At 40.6% G+C, this 20,396-nt stretch carries 19 protein-coding genes; 13 read left to right on the top strand and 6 right to left on the bottom strand.

Annotated features, from left to right (window positions below; translation table 11 throughout):
• Positions 1 to 97: 97 nt before the first annotated feature.
• The 5 genes from DFP98_RS10945 (at position 98) to fliS (ending at position 3,665) form a co-directional block, all read left to right on the top strand.
• Positions 98 to 871 (top strand): flagellin N-terminal helical domain-containing protein, encoded by a 774-nt coding sequence (locus DFP98_RS10945; protein WP_116060626.1) that lies wholly within the window; start codon positions 98 to 100, stop codon positions 869 to 871.
• Positions 872 to 998: 127 nt separating this feature from the next.
• A complete protein-coding gene (locus tag DFP98_RS10940) occupies positions 999 to 1,400 on the top strand; it encodes a flagellar protein FlaG (protein ID WP_116060625.1) in 402 nt (133 codons plus the stop codon).
• Between the two features lie 14 nt (positions 1,401 to 1,414).
• On the top strand, positions 1,415 to 2,941 hold the full coding sequence (gene fliD, locus DFP98_RS10935; protein WP_116060624.1) for a flagellar filament capping protein FliD: 1,527 nt from the start codon (positions 1,415 to 1,417) through the stop codon (positions 2,939 to 2,941).
• Complete coding sequence (locus tag DFP98_RS10930) at positions 2,941 to 3,276, top strand: hypothetical protein (protein ID WP_147310164.1); 336 nt, start codon at positions 2,941 to 2,943, stop codon at positions 3,274 to 3,276. The genes fliD and DFP98_RS10930 overlap by 1 nt, the downstream gene beginning before the upstream one ends.
• Positions 3,277 to 3,278: 2 nt before the next feature.
• A complete protein-coding gene (fliS, locus tag DFP98_RS10925; protein ID WP_116060622.1) occupies positions 3,279 to 3,665 on the top strand; it encodes a flagellar export chaperone FliS in 387 nt (128 codons plus the stop codon).
• Between the two features lie 54 nt (positions 3,666 to 3,719).
• On the opposite strand, the gene DFP98_RS10920 is transcribed toward fliS, so the two are convergent.
• The gene (locus tag DFP98_RS10920) at positions 3,720 to 5,663 is read right to left on the bottom strand and encodes a tetratricopeptide repeat-containing glycosyltransferase family 2 protein (protein WP_116060621.1); all 1,944 of its coding nucleotides are present in this window, start codon (positions 5,661 to 5,663) and stop codon (positions 3,720 to 3,722) included.
• Between the two features lie 181 nt (positions 5,664 to 5,844).
• On the opposite strand from DFP98_RS10920, the gene DFP98_RS10915 reads away from it, so the two are divergent.
• The 3 genes from DFP98_RS10915 to DFP98_RS10905 are packed head-to-tail and all read left to right on the top strand — an operon-like array spanning position 5,845 to position 9,083.
• On the top strand, positions 5,845 to 6,966 hold the full coding sequence (locus tag DFP98_RS10915; RefSeq protein ID WP_116060620.1) for a glycosyltransferase family 4 protein: 1,122 nt from the start codon (positions 5,845 to 5,847) through the stop codon (positions 6,964 to 6,966).
• Position 6,967: 1 nt separating this feature from the next.
• On the top strand, positions 6,968 to 7,990 hold the full coding sequence (locus tag DFP98_RS10910) for a hypothetical protein (RefSeq protein ID WP_116060619.1): 1,023 nt from the start codon (positions 6,968 to 6,970) through the stop codon (positions 7,988 to 7,990).
• Positions 7,991 to 8,033: 43 nt separating this feature from the next.
• Positions 8,034 to 9,083, top strand: coding sequence for a tetratricopeptide repeat-containing glycosyltransferase family 2 protein (locus DFP98_RS10905; RefSeq protein ID WP_220377078.1), 1,050 nt, complete (start codon positions 8,034 to 8,036; stop codon positions 9,081 to 9,083).
• A 186-nt stretch (positions 9,084 to 9,269) separates the two neighbouring features.
• Here the strand turns inward: DFP98_RS10905 and DFP98_RS10900 are convergent, their stop codons facing one another.
• From DFP98_RS10900 to rfbF, 5 genes are all read right to left on the bottom strand, one after another.
• The gene (locus DFP98_RS10900; RefSeq protein ID WP_116060617.1) at positions 9,270 to 11,804 is read right to left on the bottom strand and encodes a CDP-glycerol glycerophosphotransferase family protein; all 2,535 of its coding nucleotides are present in this window, start codon (positions 11,802 to 11,804) and stop codon (positions 9,270 to 9,272) included.
• 63 nt (positions 11,805 to 11,867) lie between these two features.
• Positions 11,868 to 12,728 (bottom strand): SDR family oxidoreductase, encoded by an 861-nt coding sequence (locus tag DFP98_RS10895; RefSeq protein WP_116060616.1) that lies wholly within the window; start codon positions 12,726 to 12,728, stop codon positions 11,868 to 11,870.
• Positions 12,725 to 13,177 carry a dTDP-4-dehydrorhamnose 3,5-epimerase family protein gene (locus DFP98_RS10890; protein ID WP_116060615.1) on the bottom strand — a complete coding sequence of 151 codons (453 nt, stop codon included), beginning with the start codon at positions 13,175 to 13,177 and terminating at the stop codon, positions 12,725 to 12,727. The genes DFP98_RS10895 and DFP98_RS10890 overlap by 4 nt, the downstream gene beginning before the upstream one ends.
• Before the next feature lie 30 nt (positions 13,178 to 13,207).
• Complete coding sequence (gene rfbG, locus DFP98_RS10885; protein WP_116060614.1) at positions 13,208 to 14,290, bottom strand: CDP-glucose 4,6-dehydratase; 1,083 nt, start codon at positions 14,288 to 14,290, stop codon at positions 13,208 to 13,210.
• A gap of 15 nt (positions 14,291 to 14,305) precedes the next feature.
• Positions 14,306 to 15,079, bottom strand: coding sequence for a glucose-1-phosphate cytidylyltransferase (rfbF, locus tag DFP98_RS10880; protein ID WP_116060757.1), 774 nt, complete (start codon positions 15,077 to 15,079; stop codon positions 14,306 to 14,308).
• A 218-nt stretch (positions 15,080 to 15,297) separates the two neighbouring features.
• Here rfbF and DFP98_RS10875 point away from each other — a divergent pair, with 218 nt between their 5' ends.
• The 5 genes from DFP98_RS10875 to DFP98_RS10855 are packed head-to-tail and all read left to right on the top strand — an operon-like array spanning position 15,298 to position 20,378.
• A complete protein-coding gene (locus DFP98_RS10875; protein ID WP_181917619.1) occupies positions 15,298 to 16,833 on the top strand; it encodes a glycosyltransferase in 1,536 nt (511 codons plus the stop codon).
• 13 nt (positions 16,834 to 16,846) lie between these two features.
• The gene (locus DFP98_RS10870) at positions 16,847 to 17,557 is read left to right on the top strand and encodes a phosphocholine cytidylyltransferase family protein (RefSeq protein ID WP_181917618.1); all 711 of its coding nucleotides are present in this window, start codon (positions 16,847 to 16,849) and stop codon (positions 17,555 to 17,557) included.
• A complete protein-coding gene (locus DFP98_RS10865; RefSeq protein ID WP_116060611.1) occupies positions 17,557 to 18,597 on the top strand; it encodes a glycosyltransferase family 2 protein in 1,041 nt (346 codons plus the stop codon). The genes DFP98_RS10870 and DFP98_RS10865 overlap by 1 nt, the downstream gene beginning before the upstream one ends.
• Positions 18,594 to 19,652 carry a glycosyltransferase family 2 protein gene (locus tag DFP98_RS10860; protein WP_116060610.1) on the top strand — a complete coding sequence of 353 codons (1,059 nt, stop codon included), beginning with the start codon at positions 18,594 to 18,596 and terminating at the stop codon, positions 19,650 to 19,652. The genes DFP98_RS10865 and DFP98_RS10860 overlap by 4 nt, the downstream gene beginning before the upstream one ends.
• Positions 19,653 to 19,655: 3 nt before the next feature.
• Positions 19,656 to 20,378, top strand: a complete 723-nt coding sequence (locus tag DFP98_RS10855; protein WP_116060609.1) for an SDR family NAD(P)-dependent oxidoreductase — start codon at positions 19,656 to 19,658, stop codon at positions 20,376 to 20,378.
• Positions 20,379 to 20,396 lie beyond the last annotated feature (18 nt).

Raw genomic sequence — 20,396 nt, 5'->3', positions numbered from 1 at the left:
ATTATGACCGGAACGAGGCGGCCGACTTGTTATCGGTAAATAGGAGATCTGCAAGGATGCGGGTCTCAATTTGTATAATTCAGGGAGGAATATCATTATGCGTATTAACCACAACATTACTGCTTTGAACAACCACCGCAACATGACTTTGAACAACGTAGCAACAGGGAAGAACATGGAGAAGCTGTCTTCCGGTCTTCGTATTAACCGTGCTGGCGATGACGCGGCAGGTCTGGCTGTATCCGAGAAAATGCGCGGCCAAATCCGCGGTCTGGAACAAGCTCAACGCAACGTTCAAGACGGTATCTCTTTCATTCAAACGGCTGAGGGCGCAATGAACGAAATCAGCTCGATGCTTACTCGTATGAAAGAATTGAACGTTCAATATGCTACAGGTACGTACACTACGACTCAGAAGGCAGACAGCATTGAGGTTGAGTTGACAAATCTGTCGAATCAAATCGACAGCATTCTTCAAAATACCAAGTTTAACGGTATTTCCATCTCCGGCGGAACGGTATCGATCCAAGCTGACGATAACTCCGTTAAGATTGGCATTGCAGGCATTACGACTTCGAACATTCAAGGCTTGGCAGGCGCTACTTCTATTAGCACGATTGAAACGGCTATTGAAACGGTAGCGAAAGAACGTGCTAAACTGGGTGCTATGCAAAACCGTCTGGAGTACACCTCCAACAACCTTGGTACGACAATCGAGAACTTGACGGCTTCCGAGTCCCGTATTCGCGATACGGATATGGCAAAGGAAATGGTCGAACTCACGAAGAACCAAATCCTGTTGCAATCTTCGCAAGCAATGCTTGCACAAGCGAACTCGGCTCCGCAAGGCGTTCTGTCCTTGCTCCGTTAAGCTTAATGAATGCAGAAAAAAGACCCTTGGAAATCTTCAAGGGTCTTTTTTTGCGTTCAAGCTAATATTTGGTTGCAGAACAGTCGATATAAATAATATGTCAATATTATCGGAGCGGAGTGATACCATGAACGTGCAATCTTCGACTCATGTTCAGTCAACTGGTTATTCACCGATCACAAGTAATCCCGTAGCTGAACCTGTAAAACAGGGGGTTGAACAGCCAAATCAATCGGAGATTCTGCAAGTGCGTAGCGGGAAACAGTTGCAATTAGCAGAATTGAAAGGCGTAAAGCTGTCGGTAGGAGAAGAGCAATTGATTCGGGCAATCGATCGTGCAATCAAGTCCCTTGAAGGACCGGAGACAAGATTCGAGATGAAGGTTCATGACGCAACAAACGTCGTTACGATAAAAGTATTCAATAAGGAAACCGGCGAACTGATTCGGGAAATTCCTCCAGAGAAGTCGCTTGATCTTGTAGTCAAAATGAAAGAAATTGCCGGTATTTTGGTCGATGAAAAGGTATAGAGGAGGTCAAAGACATGGTTACACGGATTACAGGATTTACATCGGGGTTGGATATTGACAGTCTTGTCAAAGACTTAATGAAGGCGAAGCGGGCGCCTCTGGATAAGCTGACACAACAAAAAACGACACTGGAGTGGCAGCGGGAGCAGTATCGCGACCTGAACATTAAGATGATTGATTTGCGCAATAACAAGTTGTTCAACTACGGACTCGAAGGTTCTTTAAATGCAAAGCAGGTCAGTGTATCCGGCAATTCGTCAGCGGTCAGCGCCAAAGCTTCTTCATCTGCTGTCACTGGCGCGATGACGATAGAGGTTACGGAATTGGGAGTCAATGCGTCTGTCGCAAGTAAGACGGGTGTTGGACAGGTTGATAAAACCAAAACGCTAGCAGAACTAAAGGCTGCGGGAGTTTTGGATTACACTCTGGACAGTGGTAAAGTGAACATTACTATCAACAACAAGACGATTCAATTGGATGAAACGAAAGATACGCTCAATTCAATGGTCGCCAAGATCAACGCAAATAAAGAAATGAATGTAACGGCGTACATTGATGCCGCTTCCGGCAAGCTTTCGTTAACCTCCAAAACGATGGAAGCGACAACGATTACGTGGGACAGTTCAACAGGGTCGCTACTGAAGAAGTTTCTTCCTTCAACTTTGCCTGCAGATGTAGATACGAAGTCAGGAAGTACGGCTAAAGTTGTGATCAATGGAATAGCAGTAGAGAGAAACAGCAATACGTTTACAGAAGACGGGGTTGAAATCACTTTAAATGCAAAGTCGAATGGGGCGGTAAGCAACTTATCCATTAAGTCCAATACGGACAGTATTGTGGACTCGCTCAAGTCCTTTATTAAGGATTACAACGATTTACTGGAGTCGGTTAACAATAAACTGAATGAAGAGCGATACCGCAGCTACGCTCCACTTACGAGCGCCCAGAAAGAAGAAATGAAAGATGACGAAATCAAGCTCTGGGAGGAGAAGGCACGGAGTGGTCTGCTGCGTCGCGATCCGACGCTTTCGACTGTGGTTGATAATCTTAGGCTCTCGATGATGACAAGCGTTACAATTGATGGGAAAAGCGTCAATTTAGCCTCTTTTGGCATCGAAACTGGGGATTGGCAGCAACGTGGTAAATTAGTTATTAAAGATGAAGCTAAGCTACGTGCTGCAATAGAGGCAGACCCTAACGCTTTCGAGAAACTGTTTATTCAACAAACTAAGGAAACAGACCCTGCAAAGAAAACTTCAGCGACTAACCCCGATAGTGGGTTGTTTAACCGTCTGTCGAACGTTTTAATGACAGGTATTGAAAGTCTGTCATCAAAAGCAGGTACATCTAAGGTGAGTACAAGCAAGGATGCAGCGTTCTTGGAATCCAGCCTGATCAGTGAACAATTAAGAACGCTTAGTACGCGCATCAGCGACTTCAATGTGCGAATGGATCGTTGGGAAACTTCTTATTACAAGCAATTTACTGCAATGGAGAAGGCTATGAATCGTTATCAAGCACAATCCGGCCTGTTCTCCTAATGGATAAGATGATTCAGCTTGTTCAAGAGGTTTTGGCAGAGAGTGACCGCTTGGCAAGGTTAGCGGAACCGGCAGACTATGAAGTATATGTGAGATTGACTGAGCGTAGACAGGTATTAGCGGAAGAAGTGCATGCGAGAAGTACTGTATCCGAAGCAGAAAAAGTATTATTAAGCAGTATAGGGCAGTATGACAAGATTCTTCTTAGTCATATGCAAATGTTAAAAGATGAGGCTTCATCAGGTATTCAGCGGATTAGCGGTTCCAGAAAGCTTAAAGAAGGATATGGGTATACAGGTACTCATGAAAGCATCATGTTCGACAAAGGGGTATAAGGATGAACACGAACCCGTTTATGAAGTATCAACAGACAGCAGTACAGACATCCGGCCCGCAATTGTTGTTAATGCTGTACGATGGAGCTATTCGGTTTACGCGTGCAGGGATTGAGGGGATTCAACAGCGGAATATGCAGCAATCCAATACCAATTTAATCAAGGCGCAGCAAGTCATTCATGAGCTTGTGGCCTCCCTGAATTTTGAATATGAACTGTCCCACAATCTTGTTCAAATTTACGAATATATGATTCATCAATTAATTACGGCCAATACTCGCAAAGAGACTGCGCCTGCTCAAGAGGCATTGAATCATCTGCTAGAGTTAAAGGCAACCTGGATCACAGCGATTAGAAAATCGGCTCAGGCTGAGGCCCAGCAGACTTGAATAGTATTCAGGTCAACAGAAAGGCCTGCGGATATCCGCAGGCCTTTCTGTTGACTATAAACCTTTGATTAGCAGCGATTTGGCATCATCCGGATATTGTTCGGTCAGTTTGGCCTTCATTTTTGCTTTAGCAGAGGCATCTTTGCAAAAAAAACAATATTGAATAAATAATCTTATTGGAGCTTTAGGTTGCAGTAAAATGGCCTGCTCCCAGAACTCAAGTGCTTCTTCGGTTTTCCCATCGATGATATGTAATAAGGCAAGGTTTTCGCAACTTGTGGCATCTAATTCGTTATGATCGAGCAAGTGTTGGTAAAACTGCATGGCGGGCTGTACAAAATGCTTGGATAGAAAAACATTAGCCAATTGATTGATGACGGCCGCTGAACTAAACTGGTCAATGAGCGAGTCGAATGTATCCCATGCTTTCAAAAAGTAGAGTTGGCTTAAGATATCGATCGCTACAGGTTCAAAAGAAGAATCTAGTTCCTTGGTCAAAGCGGGTTGAAGAAGATCCTTGGCAAACTGTATTCCAACGCTTTCATCTGTTAGCCCTTGATTGCACAGCTCTATCCATTCTGGACGAGACCATACGATGGAGCCGAGAATGATCATCTTAACTGCAGCAGATTCAGTCAATTCTTCAACTGCTCTGTTCTTCAGGAATTGTTCGAAAGTGATCGGATCTTTGCTTAATAATGTATATCGCAGTTGTTCGTTTAAACTTAATCGATCAATGGACGGCAAGCGGTCTACATAATACTTCGCAAGTTGCTGATTTCCTAGGCTAATTGAGATTTTAGCCATTGCAACGACTTTTTTTGGATATGCGTCTACATGAAGTAGCCTGTTCAGAAAAACAGCAATATTCTCGCTTGATTCATTCAAACTTAAAATCTCAACCATTTTAACCCATGCTTCTATGTCTTGATCGTCTGCTCTAAGCAAGAGCGTTAGATAGTGAATACATGGCTGGAAATTATTTTCGTTTTCAAACATAATAGCAAGAAGCCATAAAGGCATGCGCATGCCCAAATTCGGGCTGACCAGGGTTATATCTTTCTGCAATCTAGCACGATTTTCCGCTTCCTGATGTGCAAGCATCAACTCTTGCTTGGCTTGTTCGCGCATTCCTAGTGAGATGAGAATGAGGCCGCGCACACAGCGAATATCTGGATAGTCGATATATTCCGCCATATGTTGATCAATTAAGTCCCATGCTTTGATATACTGTTGGGATTGCAGGTAAACGTCGAGCATTGTCCAGAGATTATTTAAGAACCAGGGTGAGGATTTGTCCCCATGGGCAAAGGCAATTTCTAGATGATGTAGAGCCTCTTCGCTCTTCCTCATCATACTTAATTGTTGTCCAATCATGCTGTGATCGTAGGCATTAAGTTTAGTATGATTCATCATCTGCTCGAAAATAGACATATTGCGGTCATGTTTGTTCTGAGAGGCTACGACATGATCAAGATACCCGGAATGAAGAATCTGGAACGGCAATGCAATAATCTGGTAAGGGGCACCGGTAGTCAGCCGGATTTGTTCATGAATAGGACGATAATATTCGAAGCCCACTCGGTTAGGGAATATACGGAGAATAGGAGATTCAGATATTCCGGTATGATTCGATGAATCCATAAAGTTACGTACGGTGACGCGATAGACGAATTCAGTCGATGGCTTCTCGCCATCCAGGAAGTCTCTTAATCCGCGAATATCTTTTTCTTCCATATATTCGTCCGCATCCAGAATCAAAATCCATTTGCCGGTTGCATGCTTAAGCGCTTCATTGCGGGCTGCAGCAAAGTCGTTAATCCATTTGAAATCAAAGATGTTATTGGTAAAAGCTTGAGCAATCTCTTTCGTTCGATCTGTAGAGCCGGTGTCCACAATAATGATTTCGTCTACCCACTCCTGTACACTCTTTAAGCAACGTTCGAGAAATTGCTCCTCGTTTTTTACGATCATACATAAAGACATCAGTTTGTTCATTGATCCTCCGAAGTACGAGCATAGTGGAGATGTTCGTAATTAAATATTAATATAGTTTACTGAAAAGTCCAATAGACAATCAAGAGTTGTAAGGAATATTTGTGGACTTTCTAATAGTGTGAATGAAATAGGCCGATATACTCTAATATAAGCCAAACTATAAGACAAGGACGGCACGCATATGGCAAAGGGAATATACAATTTTTCACCTTATATTTACTATAGAAATGAGCAACTGATGAAGGATTGTTGCCTTGTCCCTTATATGTTCCATAGATATTTAGGGTACAGGACAGTCATCGTTACTGCCCAAAAAGAGGAATACACCTATCAGCAACTGTTAAGCGGGCTTGAGTTGGAGATCTTGAGAACTCCTCAAGATTTAAACGAGTGGGTGGAAGTGTGCTGCGAATATATTTCTGAACATTTTCATAAAATTGATGTGATGTTTTGTTTCGGAGCCTATGCTTCCCATATTGAAATGGTCCGGCGTTACAAGCAATTGCGGCCCGATGGCAAAGTTATTTTGAAGTTGGATGCTAACCTTTACTGGCAAGACAGAATAGCTTTTAGAGAGGCTGGCTATGAGGAATTTTTGGGTAACTGTGACTTAATCACTGTCGAGTCCAAAAAATTGAAGCAGCACCTTTCCCGAAAATGGCCTTATATCATTGATTATGTACCTAACGCTTCTGCTGATTTTGTCCCCCGCAAACGAACCGAGTATTCTGAAAAAGAGAATACGATTTTGACAGTAGGTAGAATCGGAACCCGACAAAAGGCAAACGAAATATTAATGGAATCCTTCCGATTAATTGCCGACTCGATTCCCGATTGGAAAGTGAAACTGGTGGGCGTAATTGAAGAATCGTTTAGACCGTATATTGAAGATTTTTTCAGTGAATCTCCGCATCTTAGAGATAGAGTGATTTTTACCGAAAAAATTATGGATAAGGATATTCTTGAGAACGAATATAAAAAGGCAAAAGTCTTTGCATTGACCTCCGAGTTTGAAGGGGGAACACCGAATGTATGGGTTGAAGCTGCGAGAAATGGATGTTACATGATATGTAGTGAAATCGATGCAGTAGGTGAAGCCACCAACTGGGGGGAATGTGGCAAGAGTTTTGAGGTCAGCAATATTAGGCAGTTGTCTCGAATTTTGTTGGAAATTTGCAATGATGAAAGTTACTTTGCCAGAGGTTGTTATGATATTCAAGAATACCAGGAAAGATTTTTTAGCTATGAAAAAATCGTATACAAGTTGAATCATCTAATAAATCTCTCGCCAGGGGACATGTAAATTGACTGATCCTATAAAAGACATTTATCTTTATGGAGAATCGCTTGTTTTTACCGGAGGAAGGCTGGTTTTTGAAGGAAACGTGATTTACGATTTTAATGATAGGTACGGGAACATCTCCTCGATTGGTATGGAGCAGCAAGCTCAAGTCTATTATCAGTTGATTAAGCAGATTTACGAGTCTGATCTTCCGAGAATCATCCAGGCACAAACGATGGTTATTTTTGCCGAGATTTTTAAGACGATGTCTTCCAGAAATGCTTCTGTTGCATTGCTAAGCGTGGGCGGCGACTTGCTTAACAGCGCATATGCAAATGTGGTTGGCATGTTCGGTAAAGACAATCTCTTGTACGAGCTATGCGATAAGAATAACTATAGGCCCAACAGCTCCGATAATAGGATCTCCATCATCGGCACAAGCTTTCAGGATTTGGAGGTTTTAACTGACAAGGCCTTTGTTGCAGTTCTAATTAACGTTGACCTGTTCAGAGACCGATTTGAAAGCATGCTGTACGAATGCAATCGTTTGGCGGCTAAGAACGGCCAGGTGATTTTGTACGGTTCGGGAATGTATGGAGTAGAGTTGAATCAGTTATTGTCAGCGGATGGTCTTAGACTATATCCGTTTGGAACGGAAGGGTTTATAGCCAGTTTTGGTTCCAAAGAGTCGTCTGCAGTTTCATATAAGGAGACTCTGAAAGAACAAGTAATGGACCTTATTCATTCCTATAATCAAGAAGTTTTTCAAGCTTTACAATATGTCTTGTCCAATTACCCAATATCTCAACAAGACGAATGGCATACAAGCATAGATTGCGCAATCGAAGGGATGAGTCGGGCAGAGGTGCTTATCGCGCAGTATTACATGCTATTTGACAATATAGACTTGAAGTATCAGACGAATGAATTAAAGAACGCAATGCTGGACTTCAAGTATGAGGCCTATCTTAACAGAAGGCATTACGACTTTTTTCAAGCTGCTCTGTACGATTACTACAACAAATGGACGGAAAGTATTGTTTAATTGAGCATCACATATCTATTCGAACACAATGGGGCGTGTAACCTTGATATCGTTAGCTATGATTGTTAAGAATGAGGAGAAGTATTTGGCTCGGTGTTTGTGCAGCGCTGCTGCGATGGTTGACGAGATCATTGTTGTAGATACGGGATCAACGGATCAAACAAGAGAAATAGCTTTAGAGTACGGAGCGAAGTTGTTTCATTTTGAATGGTGCGACGATTTCTCTGCAGCCAGAAATTACGCGCTTAAGCAAGCGTCAGGAGATTGGCTACTTGTACTGGATGCCGACGAGTACTTTGTGGAAGAAAGCGCGGATGCGATCAGGGCATTTACGAGATCGACTTCTCGTCGAATTGGCCTGATAGAGATTGTATCCAAATTCGTAGAGGATGGACACACATTCGAAGGCATACATTCTAACCCAAGACTGTTTCCCCGAGGAGTCACCTATGAAGGGCGTATTCATGAGCAACCAACCCCGATCTTACCAATGGTAGAGACAGGGCTGAGGTTGTTGCATGACGGTTACTATATGACTGATAAGTCTGACCGCAATATACCATTATTGCTGAAAGCGTTGAAAGACAAGCCTGGCAGTGCATATTTGAATTTCCAGTTAGGTAGGCAATATCAGGGCATGAAGCAGCACGAACTCGCTGTGCAATACTTGGAAAAGGCGTATGCTTTGCTTCGACAAACCGATCCAATTGCGATAGAAAATATTACCGAGTTGCTCCAAGCCTACACAAAATGCAAGCGTTATGATAAAGCGATGGAACTGGTGGGCGATGAAGTTGCGTGGCTGGAGAGATCTCCTGATTTCTGCTTTGCGGTGGGGCAGTTTTTACTTGACTATGCAATTGATTCGCAGGACTACTCGGTTATCGAAAACATTGAAAACAGTTACTTGAAGTGTCTGGAGCTGGGGCGTCGGGGAGTTTCTGAAACTGTAGTTGGTTCTTCGACTTTCTTGGCGGCTTATAATCTGGCTGTGTTTTATGAGTCTGTGGGAAACAAAACTGAGGCGCAACAGTATTATGGGCTAGCGGCTTCATATAGGTATGGACCGGCGGTTGCGAGAGTGAAAGGTTGAATTAACGGGCCATTCATAAGTTCTAACAGGCAGTGGCTAATAGCAACGAAACTATCAGGCAAACGAACAAAGTAACCCTTTCAGTGGTCAGATCTTCCTCCGGCTTGAAAAGCTTAAGAAGATCACTGATTACTGATAGGGTTACTTTTCTATCCACATCATACATGTTGTACTTTTTATTAAATCCTAGTGATCTAAATGCTCAATTATGTGATCCCAGATTTTGAGGCCGCAACTACCATCAGAATTCGCAATGCTAGCACGCAACTCTTTTTGTTGTTTCTGAGTCCAAGTATCGTCTTTGTCACGAACCATATAAATAAATGATGTAAGTGGCAAAGATCGATTATTAAATGTACTTCTCAATCCCTCCCCTTTTTGAATCGGGTCGGGAAAGCGATTGATTATAAAAGTCTTTTCATCATTAATTCTTGAGAATTTTACTGGGATTGTTCTAGTTTCGTTTGTATTTATGTTTATTCCGATCATTTCTGGTGCAGTGACAGGGGAGAACCATATCCAATCTTGATTGATAACGGCACCTGAAAATAAGCTGTGATCTGCATTTAGACCTTGGGGTTTTCCTGCCGGATCAAATAGATACCATGAATTAATCACTGCCCATGTTGATTTTTGTAGAGTTGCATAGGCAACTGACATCTCTTCGGAGTACGGAGAAACTTTGATTATCATATTGGCCTCATTTGGTACCAACCATATATTCATTCCATCAAATAAAGCACCGGAAAAAGGTTTGACTCCTCCAACAAAGCCCTCAGGGAAATGGTTAAATTCTTTCACTGCATCGGATGTAGGGTTCCATTTGATGACATAAGGCGCCTTCTCGAAAATAAGCCATAATGATTGACCATCAGAAGTGATAGATCGAATAGGCTCTTGCAGAAATTTCAGATCGTGAACTTTTAATTCCCCAGAATCAAGATCCATTTGTAAGATTGTCATCTTCCCCTGCAATGCAATCCATAGATAGCCATTAGAGATTACACCATCAGAACAAATGGATTCTTCATGAATATCGATAGTTCTTTCTGGATATAACTTATGTCCTATCATTTCCCCGGTTATCATGTTAAGCCGAACAACCATATTCGATTGAGCGGGGAGCATCCATAAGTACTCTTCATGCTGCACTGCTGTAGCAAAATGTTTGTGACCGTAACAAATACAATCCGAAGGAAGAGAGTACTCGTTTATTTCTCCGGATTTGAAATTTAAGGAAACTACTGTGGAAGATCTGTCAGGAACAAACCATACCGTATCTTGATAAGTGAGTGACTTGACAAAAAGTTGTGGTTGACTGTACTTTTCGGGCTGGAAAGGCTGAATCAATGTTAAATCGCCTGATTTTAGATCCAGTGAAAATATACCGCCTCGGTTTTTAGCCGCAAATATGAAAGCATTATCTGAGATAGAACCTGGGGTTACTGAGATCGGAACGTTGAGTTCTTCATTAAAATCAAGATATGCGGGATTAACTCCGAAGTCTTCCAAAACCAAATCCATATTTGGCCAGAATTTAAGTATTGGTTTACCAGTATAAGTATAAGGAATTATGACTGAGCTAAAATCCCCAATGTAGGCGTCTGAATGGATGATAGCAGTATCCATATCCTCAGACTCGTCATAAACAGCATTGGACATATTTTTGACCTTTTCCACAAGTTTCAGATATGGGCTAAGTAAGTGTGGTCTCATAGACATTATTGTTTTAATACTTAATGGATGTGGACGCCAGATAATAGCAATATCCTGGTTTCTCTCAAAAAAATTGAATATCTCTTGCATACTTCTAGTGATATTCTCGTTTTCGACGAGAAGTCTGCCCAAACTGGAATTGTAAAAAAACACAGTTCTTCCGCTAAGCTTCATTTCCCACTCAGAAGGCATAGGGACGCCTTCCTGCATTTTCTTAAACAGAAAATCTAGTTTAGGTGTACCCATGGCAACGATTTGGTCTGGTCTTAATTCTTTGCATTCCATATAATCTCTGCGGGTTAACTCTGATTGAACAAATACTCTCCAAGCATTTTTAATACCTGGAAGATTGATGAAATGTGGTTCTGTTTCCCCTAATGAAATGAAATAGGGGATATAAACCAGCTTTTCTGTATAATGAATCAAGTTGGAACTAAAATATTCTGGATGAACTCGTGTTACTCGGTTATAGCCATCGTACGGATTGTGAATAAAAATCACATCGGGATTTTGTGAACTTAAATCGTAGTCCTTGTAGTGAGTGATATCAACGTAGGGTGGGAAGCGGTCCCCTTCGTACTCTTCAGCGATCGGACGCCCTTGGGTGTCGAGACTTTGATAGGGGATTGGGATTGTTCGAACAATACAATTTGGATCCGCACTTGCAGCTTCCCACACACTATCAAGGGCATCCCACATATCAGCCTTGTAAGGCAAGAAGACAATTTCGTAACGTGCTGGAACGTATTCACTCAACCAATTAGATAGGAGTTCGGCTGATTCATATGCTTTCATGTAATCTCCATGTTGAATGGATGTTTCACACGATTTGCATATGGCCATATTCTCATTGTCTATTACCTCTTGAAGTTCCACTGAAATATGCGATATGCATAAAAGACAATCGTCATGTAAATAGGCTGCGGATTTCAGTGTTAAGTATTGAAGGGCTTCCTTTAAAGTATCAATGAGCTCCAAAATCTGCTTCTTACGTTTAAATCGCATAGGAATTTCCCCTTTTACTAATCTTAACTTATAATGATGAGCGCCTCGGGTCCATGACTTGATTTAGATTTGAGACTTCAATAACCGTATATATTCTTCCAATGCTGATTCCCAACTTGGCAAGAGTCCCAAACTCTTACTAGAAAGATTATTGTTGTTTAAAATTTCTGAATCAGGGACAGGTGCATTTCGTATGAAATATTTGGAGTCCACTTGTTTTACCTCGGTTTTAATGCCCATGTTATCGATAATGGTTTTCACATAATCATATCTAGAACAGAAACCCTGATTGGTAATATGATACGTGCCATAATAATCTGTGTTTAGAAGGTCAGTAATTTTGGTAGATAAGTGCTTTGTATAAGTCGGGCAACCAAATTTATCTACTGCGCTGCTTATTGAACTGTTATTCAATGATTCAAGATATCGATTGTACACGAAATTTTTCTTATGGTTAATATTTCCGCCGAATAACCACCCTGGTCTGACGACAAAATATCGATCGCACCATTGAATAGCTTTTTGTTCACCCATATATTTTGATTTTGCATACTTAGTTTTTAATTGAACATTATCATGTTCACTGTATGCCCTAATCTCATCACCAAATAAACCGCAACTGCTAATATACACGACGGTTGCATTTACTTTATTCGAATAATATGCAATATTCTCAGTGCCACATCCATTTACTTGAAATGCAACTTGGTCATTCTGTTCGCAGAAATCAACATTCGTTAAAGCGGCCGTATGGATAACGAAGGTGGGTTTATAGCTTTCTATAAGATCTTTTGTTGATGCACGATCTGTTATATCCAATTTTTTTCTGTTAAGAGCCAATGTTTCATATCCAAGATCATGGCAATGTTTAATTAAATCGGTTCCTAGCATGCCGTCTGAGCCTGTTATCAAAATTTTGCTCATCTATCCTTCGTCTCCCAATTATAACTAATAATATCGTTTTTATGAGGATCTAATCGTTCCATGACATCTTGATCATGTGTAATGGTAATTAAGTCAGCAATAATTGCATAATCGGTACCTAATCCTTTGAACCCGTTCCAAACGTTTGGGGGAATTTGTACGAGACAATAATTATGATCACCTAAGTAAATTTCTTGGATTTCACCTCTTGTGATTGACTGTTCTCTGTTATCATAAAGAACAAGTTTAATCATTCCCTTTACTACTGCATAATTTAATACTGCCTCTTTATGTAAGTGCCACCCTTTTACAATTCCTGGGTATACGGTAGAGAAGTAGATCTCCCCAAATCCTTTGAATTCGAGATCACTCCTTTCTTGCATTTTCATTATCGTACCTCTGTCATCCGGAATTTTCCGTAAAGGCTTAATAATTACACCATCTATCATACTTAAATTCCTCCTGTACAGTCCATTTAATCAAATAAACATTTCATAATCCTTTATTTGTTGTATCGTAAAATCTCGAATATTACCCTGTTCTTTATAGCAATATGTCCAATCAATAATTTTTTCTAACGCGATTTCTATGTTCCATCGCGGTTTCCAACCGAGCAATTGATGCGCTTTGGTACAATCGAGTTTTAAATAATGAGCCTCATGGGGGTGCTCGTTTTTATCGATTTGAAATGTAAGATTCTTATTCCACATCCGAATTAATTTTTCTACAATCCATTGCACATTTTTTGCATCGTAGTCTCTAGGTCCGAAATTCCAACCGTCAGCATATTTGGATCCTTCACTATAGAGTTTTTCTGCGAGAAGAATATAGCCTCTTAACGGTTCCAATACATGCTGCCACGGCCGAATTGAGTTAGGATTTCGAATTGTAATGGCTTCTTCAGCTAACAAAGCTCGCACACAATCAGGTACTAATCGATCCTTAGCCCAGTCTCCGCCACCGATGACGTTGCCAGCTCTAGCTGATGCTAACAAAACACCGTGTTCCTCACATTTATCAGGGTGAAAGAAAGAGTTTCGATATGAACTAGTGGCGAGCTCTGAACATGCTTTACTATTTGAATAAGGGTCGTATCCACCTAATGATTCATTTTCACGATATCCCCATACCCACTCTTTATTTTCGTAACATTTGTCTGAAGTTACATTAATAACTACTCTCTTTTTATAAGAACTTTTGCTCTTTTGCCGAACTGATTCCAATACATTTAAGGTGCCCATAAGATTGATTTCGTATGTTTCTAAAGGATTTACGTATGATTCTCTAACAAGCGGTTGTGCGGCCATATGAAAGACAATATCAGGGTCAAAATCATTCATGACTTGATATACGTTCTCACGGTCCCTGATATCTCCAATAATCGAATGAACCAATTGATCAACTTGTCCTAGCGAAAAAAGTGATGGTGTTGTTGGAGGATTTAAAGCATAACCAACAACATTAGCTCCCATCTGACTTAACCAAATCGTGAGCCATGAACCTTTAAATCCGGTATGCCCAGTAATAAGTACCTTTTTATTGCTCCATATACTTGCACCCACATTTTCGGCTCCTTTCTAGCTTTTTTTCCATGGTGCATTATTATTTCTCCACATAGACTCGAGCAAATTTTTATCTCTTAACGTATCCATTGGTTGCCAGAAGCCTTCATGTTTGAATGCGCAAAGTTGTCTATTCCTTGTTAATTCCTCTAAGGGTTCCTCTTCAAATGACGTTTGGTCCCCATCAATATAATCGAATACTTCTGGCTCTAATACAAAAAAACCTGCACTTACCCATCCGCCATCTCCCTTTGGCTTTTCCTTGAACCCAGTTACTTCGTTAGATTGGTCGATGTTTAGAGAGCCAAACCGACCGGAGGGTTGTGTCGATGTTATGGTTGCCAATTTGCCGTGGGAACGATGGAAGTTAACAAGGTCACGGATATTTATATCCGATACACCATCGCCATAGGTTAACATGAAGGTTTCATTATCGACATAATCTTTAATTCTCTTCACTCTGCCTCCTGTTAATGTTTCTAATCCTGTGTTAACCATAGTTACTCTCCATGGCTCTGCCTTGTTCGAGTGAATAATCTGACTATTATTTTCTCTAAAATCGAATGTGACATCAGACTCATGCAAAAAATAATGTGCAAAATACTCCTTTATGATGTATCCCTTATATCCAAGACAAATTACAAAATCATTATAACCATAGGCGGAAAATATCTTCATAATATGCCATAGTATTGGTCTTTCTCCAATTTCAATCATTGGTTTGGGTTTAAGATGAGACTCTTCGCTAATTCTTGTCCCAAATCCACCGGCTAGAATTACCACTTTCATGGTCACACCTACTCTGATAAATTTTTTATGTCTTACTTGCTGTCTAAGTGCGCGGAAACAATTAAGTTGCTCATTCGACATTTTCATCGTACTTGACTTACTCAGAGTTGTCTATCTGTTTCCCTACGGATGTTAAGCTAATGATTTACTCGAAATATGTCGATAAAAATATCGTACTTCTTCACCAAATTAAGGTGATCAATCGAGGAGGATCCTTCGTGAACCAACTTTGGCAATATGGTTGCGCATTATCTATAGATGACCGTCAAATCCTTACTCAAATTGATGAAATGAATAACCAGTGGGATGCACATACTTTCTTTGATGTGCTTAAAGCTTATCGTGATTTCGATTTTTTGCTCAAACGTAGTTTCTTGAACTTATTACGACAAATGCCTCCAGAGAAGGCGTATGCTATTTTGCATGAGATTTGGTTCAGTGCGACAAAAGATATGCATTCTTTCTTTGATAACTCTAATCTGTTCAAGTCATACAATGATTCAGTCAGACTTAAGGACTTAATTGAACTAAGTTTTTTTCACGCGAAGCAGATAACCAATCGACCTGACTCATCAAGTGCTACTACTCCCGTCATAACCGTCGTAATGCCAGTGTATCGCTCGCAGCAATATCTATGGGAGGCGCTGCGCTCAATCTATGAGCAGAACTATCAAGATTTTGAACTGATTTTAGTTAATCAATATCAGAATGATGACCCTCTAGATAAAATTGTCTCTGCTTTTGGCGACAAACGTACGATTGTTGTGCAGAATACTGTGCGATCTTGCTTGGCGACATCTCTCAATATCGGAGTTAAACAGGCTAAGGGTGAATTCATTGCGCGTATGGATTCAGATGATATTGCGCTTCCAGAAAGATTTTTGAAACAAATCGAGTTTTTTCGAACTCATCCTGAAATAGATTTTTGCGGAACACAGTACCGAGCATTTGGAACAACAAACAGTTGGAGCAATCCTACCTATCCGTTGCAGCATGAGGAAATCCAGTGTCGCTCCTTGAAATTGATCAGCTTTCTTCATCCTTCAGTTATGTGGCGTAAAGAGAAATTCATTGAAAAAAAACTAAAATACAATGAAGAAGTTTTAGCGGAAGATACGGATTTGTTTGCACATGTCGTTTATTCATTAAAAACTGCAAATTTACCTGAAACCCTTGTATTGTATCGTAGAGAAGGGCAAAATCTTTCCTATGAGAATCTAAAGAAGAAAGATGCCAACAATCAAAGTCTTATCGTTTTAGAGAGCAATAGATTGGAAAAAGAAATTTTACAAGCACTTTATAAAACTCTTACATTAGATGAATTAAACATTCTTCAGGATAAAGAACGGGATTCATTCACTTATGGAGATGCACTTCAAGTTTTTAAATACCGATTAGGACGTGAAGATTTATCTGACTTATTACCACGAGACACAAGCCGATCAGAGAAAATATTTTCTACTAACGTAAATAACCGTATTCCTGTTATTTGGGGATATGGTTGGAACGGTCAAATGCTGGAGTACTCATTGCATGAACAGGGATATTCCCATTACAGAATTGTTGATCAGCGTATGCAGGAATTGGGGGCGACGATTGATTCCTCCTATGTTATGAGGATTGAAGAACTAGATGGGAAATCTAGTGAATACTATATTATTATTTCTATGGACAAGCATTTTTCGGAGGTTACTGATAAGTTAGGACGTTATGGATACACTCCACAAAGAGATTATATTGAGTTTTTTATTTAAGGAGGGTTTGCTTGTGACAAAGGCTATATTAATGGCCGCTGGACGGGGGACCAGAATCAGTAGAGATATAGACGGAAATTGTAAATGTACATTGGATATTGGCGGTACTACTTTAATTCGACACACTGTTGAGATGCTGCAAAGACATGGAATTGAAGTCCATATCGTTGTAGGGTATCAGAAAGAGCGAGTTATTAATGCTCTTACAGGCCTGCCTGTGCATTTTCACGAAAATGTGTTCTATTCCGTTACGAATAGTTTGGCATCTTTGTGGTTTGCTAAAGAACAGTTAAGTGGCGACTCCATTATACTGGGTAATGCAGACGTTTTCTGGGAAGAAAACTTATTGCCGATTTTGCTTGAAGATGAGCGAGATTGCGTTATGCTAAGTGATAGTTCCAGGGTAGAACAAGGGGACTATCTCTTTCGGGTAGAGAATGGTGCAGTTCAAGAATTTGGAAAAGGTCTGGATAAAAATAAAGCTAACTGCGAATATGTAGGACTTGCAAAAATTCAAGGATCTTTTATACGCGAATGCAAATCGGAATTGTTATACATGATTGAAAATCAGAGGTATAACGCTTGGTGGGAACAAATTCTTTATAATATGATTCCTGGGCGCAGCATCTGGACGGGGGATGTTGCAGGTCACTTTTGGGCAGAAATCGATTTCATCGAGGACTATCAGCGCATCCTAGATTACAGGAAAGGGAAGCTCATCTGATGGCAGGGTCAAAAATTAGTGTAATCATTCCTGCATGGAATGCGGGGGAATATTTGGAACGCTGTTTACTTTCTATTCAAAAACAGACTTTTACAGCATTCGAGGTCATTGTAGTAGATGTTGAGTCAACGGATAATACGGCTGCCATTGCACAAGAGTATGCTAGAAATGATGAAAGATTTTTTTATTATAAATATGTTTTTTCGCGTTGTGGAATAGGTAGAAACTTTGGAATGGAGAAGGCAGCCTCTCCGTTTATTGCATTTGCTGATGCGGACGATACATTGGAACCTGATATGTTAGAAACGATGTACTCTGTTGCAACAACTGAGAATGCCGATATTGTGGTTTGTGATTTCAACATGATTTACCCTGATAAGCATATAACTTCATTTTCTCAATTACAAGACCTCACAATAGATCTTTCGCTTGAAAACTTTGCAGAGTATTACTTCAGATATAACGCCGGGCCAAAGCCTAACAATTATGCCTGGTCACGGCTATACCGAAGTGATTTTATTCAAAAAACCGGTATTCGTTATGAAGACGTACTCACAAGTGAAGACCATCTATTTAATTTAATGCTTAGTTGTTCTATGCCGCGTATTTCACACACGGCTAAATCTTTATATAACTACATTCAAAGAGAGGACTCATCTGTACGTCAAACCGCAAGGCTAACAAACCAAGGAAAAATATACTTTTCTGTATTTGATATTGCGAGAAAATTCTTGGAGAGCGTGGATAGTGACTTTGTTTCCCCTATACTTAGTATTTATGCATTTACGAGAATAAGAAGTATAATTTTTTATGGACAACTAGCCTCACTTCCAGAAGACAAGCTGCAAGAAGCGATAACGAGTTTTCTCGAAGGCGAGAAGGTCGAATATTATTTATCTGTATGTAATGAAAAGGGATATATAAGAGATTATTGTCGTATAAATGACATACATTCTGAACATGAGCAATTATTCAAGGATATTCTTACTCTTTGTTTGAAGAATAAAACAATCACAATAGACAAGAGTTGGTTTTCATGAGACCCAAAGTAAGCATCATTGTCCCTATTTATAATACGGAAAAGTACTTGCCCAGATGTTTGGATTCCCTTCGTAATCAAACACTTAACGATCTCGAGATTCTGTTGGTCATGGATCAATGCACTAGCGAGGAAAGCTATAGAATCTCAGAGGAATATTGTAAAAAAGATAGTCGAATGATGATATGGAGTGAAAATGTTCGCGGAGCTAGTGCTGTTAGAAATGTGGGTTTGCGTTATGCACAGGGAGAGTATGTTGGTTTCGTCGACTCGGATGACTACGTAATGCCGGAGATGTTCGCCGAGCTATACTCGTTCTCTTCTAAGAAATCTTTAGATATAGGCGTTTGCGGTATACTCAGAGATAATGCAGATAGAAGACCATTGCAAATTTTGTTGCAGTATCCCAAGGAGACCACATCGCTCTTAAATACAGCCCGACGAGATTTTATGTATAAATGGGTATTGTCTCCTCAAGCTAACTCGGTTTGCAATAAAGTGTATCGAAGGGGGTTTCTAACTCAGCACGAAATAGCTTTCGAAGAAACGATAAGCATGGGGGAAGATGCCTTTTTTAATGCGAACTGTTTTTCGGTTGCCCACTCTGCCGGCTCCATATGCCAAGCCTATTATGTCTATTTTAATCGCCCAGGCTCAATGATGTATACCATTAATACAGCGGACTCCTTACGGGATTTCAAGCTGCGTTGGGAGGGGCTGCAACAGTGTGCTGCTTATATTCCACAGGGCGAAACATTACTTGCAGTTAGTGCGCTTCGCTTAATTGCCAATGCCATTTTTATTTTCAAAATTAGAAGCCAGCCTCTAGAAGATGCCTGCGAATTTGCTGACCACCTCGTCACTGTTCTAGGGATGAAACCCTATCTCGAAGTGGCATTACAACCGATGGTTCTGTCTGATTTTGCTAGAGTTTCTAACATGAGTAATGTAGCTTTGGAACATTTCAGAAGCTTTGCTGAATCGGCTTACAAGGGTAAGAAGAAGTTGCTTGAACGACAACGATATTATTCAAATGTAATTGAAAAGAAGGGTTAACGCATGAAGTATGCTTTTGTTACGGGATCGACTGCAGGTATTGGCTTGGCTATTACCCAGAAGTTGTTAAATGAAGATTGTTTTGTTTTTGTGAATTTTGCACATGATGAAGATAATGCGCGTGTGGCGGGGGAAGCCTTGTCCGAAATTAGCAGCAAATATTGTATTATCAAAGCCGATATGTCCAACATAGAGGGTGTAGACATAGCCTGCGAAATGATTATTAAACAGTGCCCTCAATTGGATTACCTTATACTCAACAGCTATGCTACGGATAAGTCGGATTTCAAACAGGTATCCCTCGTGCAATGGCAGCATGTCATGGACTCAAATGTTAGTATGCCATTTTTTTTGATGCAGCGCTTGTATGATCACATGGCAGAAAGCGGTTCTGTTGTATGTATGGGCGCTATGATGGGCATTTATCCTCATGCAATTTCCATCAGTTACGGCGTTTCAAAAGCTGCACTTCATATGCTTTGCCAAAGCATGGTTAAAGTTTATGCGTCCAAGAAGATTAGGATCAATGCGGTCTGTCCCGGCTTCGTGGATACACCGGCACAAATCGGTAAGGCACCTGATCATAGACAGCGAATTGAAAGTAAAATTGCTCTGAATCGATTCGCAGAGCCATTTGAGATTGCGGATTTTTGTTATAGCGTTTTAATGAACAGCTACATTAACGGTGCTGTAATCCCTGTCTGTGGCGGATACGACATGGCTTAAATGTTGGGAGGTGTCTAG

It is taken from the genome of Cohnella phaseoli (assembly GCF_003386235.1).
GTDB lineage: Bacteria > Bacillota > Bacilli > Paenibacillales > Paenibacillaceae > Cohnella > Cohnella phaseoli.
Note: the sequence above shows the minus strand (reverse complement) of the source record. Positions and strands in the feature narration are given on the sequence as shown.

What these genes read in the sequence shown, in the direction of transcription:
- DFP98_RS10860 (WP_116060610.1), top strand. Translation starts at nt 18,594, where the DNA reads ATGAGACCCAAAGTAAGCATCATTGTCCCTATTTATAATACGGAAAAG.
- DFP98_RS10900 (WP_116060617.1), bottom strand. Translation starts at nt 11,804, where the DNA reads ATGCGATTTAAACGTAAGAAGCAGATTTTGGAGCTCATTGATACTTTA.
- DFP98_RS10945 (WP_116060626.1), top strand. Translation starts at nt 98, where the DNA reads ATGCGTATTAACCACAACATTACTGCTTTGAACAACCACCGCAACATG.
- DFP98_RS10920 (WP_116060621.1), bottom strand. Translation starts at nt 5,663, where the DNA reads ATGAACAAACTGATGTCTTTATGTATGATCGTAAAAAACGAGGAGCAA.
- DFP98_RS10890 (WP_116060615.1), bottom strand. Translation starts at nt 13,177, where the DNA reads ATGATAGATGGTGTAATTATTAAGCCTTTACGGAAAATTCCGGATGAC.
- DFP98_RS10930 (WP_147310164.1), top strand. Translation starts at nt 2,941, where the DNA reads ATGGATAAGATGATTCAGCTTGTTCAAGAGGTTTTGGCAGAGAGTGAC.
- DFP98_RS10865 (WP_116060611.1), top strand. Translation starts at nt 17,557, where the DNA reads ATGGCAGGGTCAAAAATTAGTGTAATCATTCCTGCATGGAATGCGGGG.
- fliD (WP_116060624.1), top strand. Translation starts at nt 1,415, where the DNA reads ATGGTTACACGGATTACAGGATTTACATCGGGGTTGGATATTGACAGT.
- DFP98_RS10855 (WP_116060609.1), top strand. Translation starts at nt 19,656, where the DNA reads ATGAAGTATGCTTTTGTTACGGGATCGACTGCAGGTATTGGCTTGGCT.
- DFP98_RS10915 (WP_116060620.1), top strand. Translation starts at nt 5,845, where the DNA reads ATGGCAAAGGGAATATACAATTTTTCACCTTATATTTACTATAGAAAT.
- DFP98_RS10940 (WP_116060625.1), top strand. Translation starts at nt 999, where the DNA reads ATGAACGTGCAATCTTCGACTCATGTTCAGTCAACTGGTTATTCACCG.
- fliS (WP_116060622.1), top strand. Translation starts at nt 3,279, where the DNA reads ATGAACACGAACCCGTTTATGAAGTATCAACAGACAGCAGTACAGACA.
- rfbF (WP_116060757.1), bottom strand. Translation starts at nt 15,079, where the DNA reads ATGAAAGTGGTAATTCTAGCCGGTGGATTTGGGACAAGAATTAGCGAA.
- DFP98_RS10895 (WP_116060616.1), bottom strand. Translation starts at nt 12,728, where the DNA reads ATGAGCAAAATTTTGATAACAGGCTCAGACGGCATGCTAGGAACCGAT.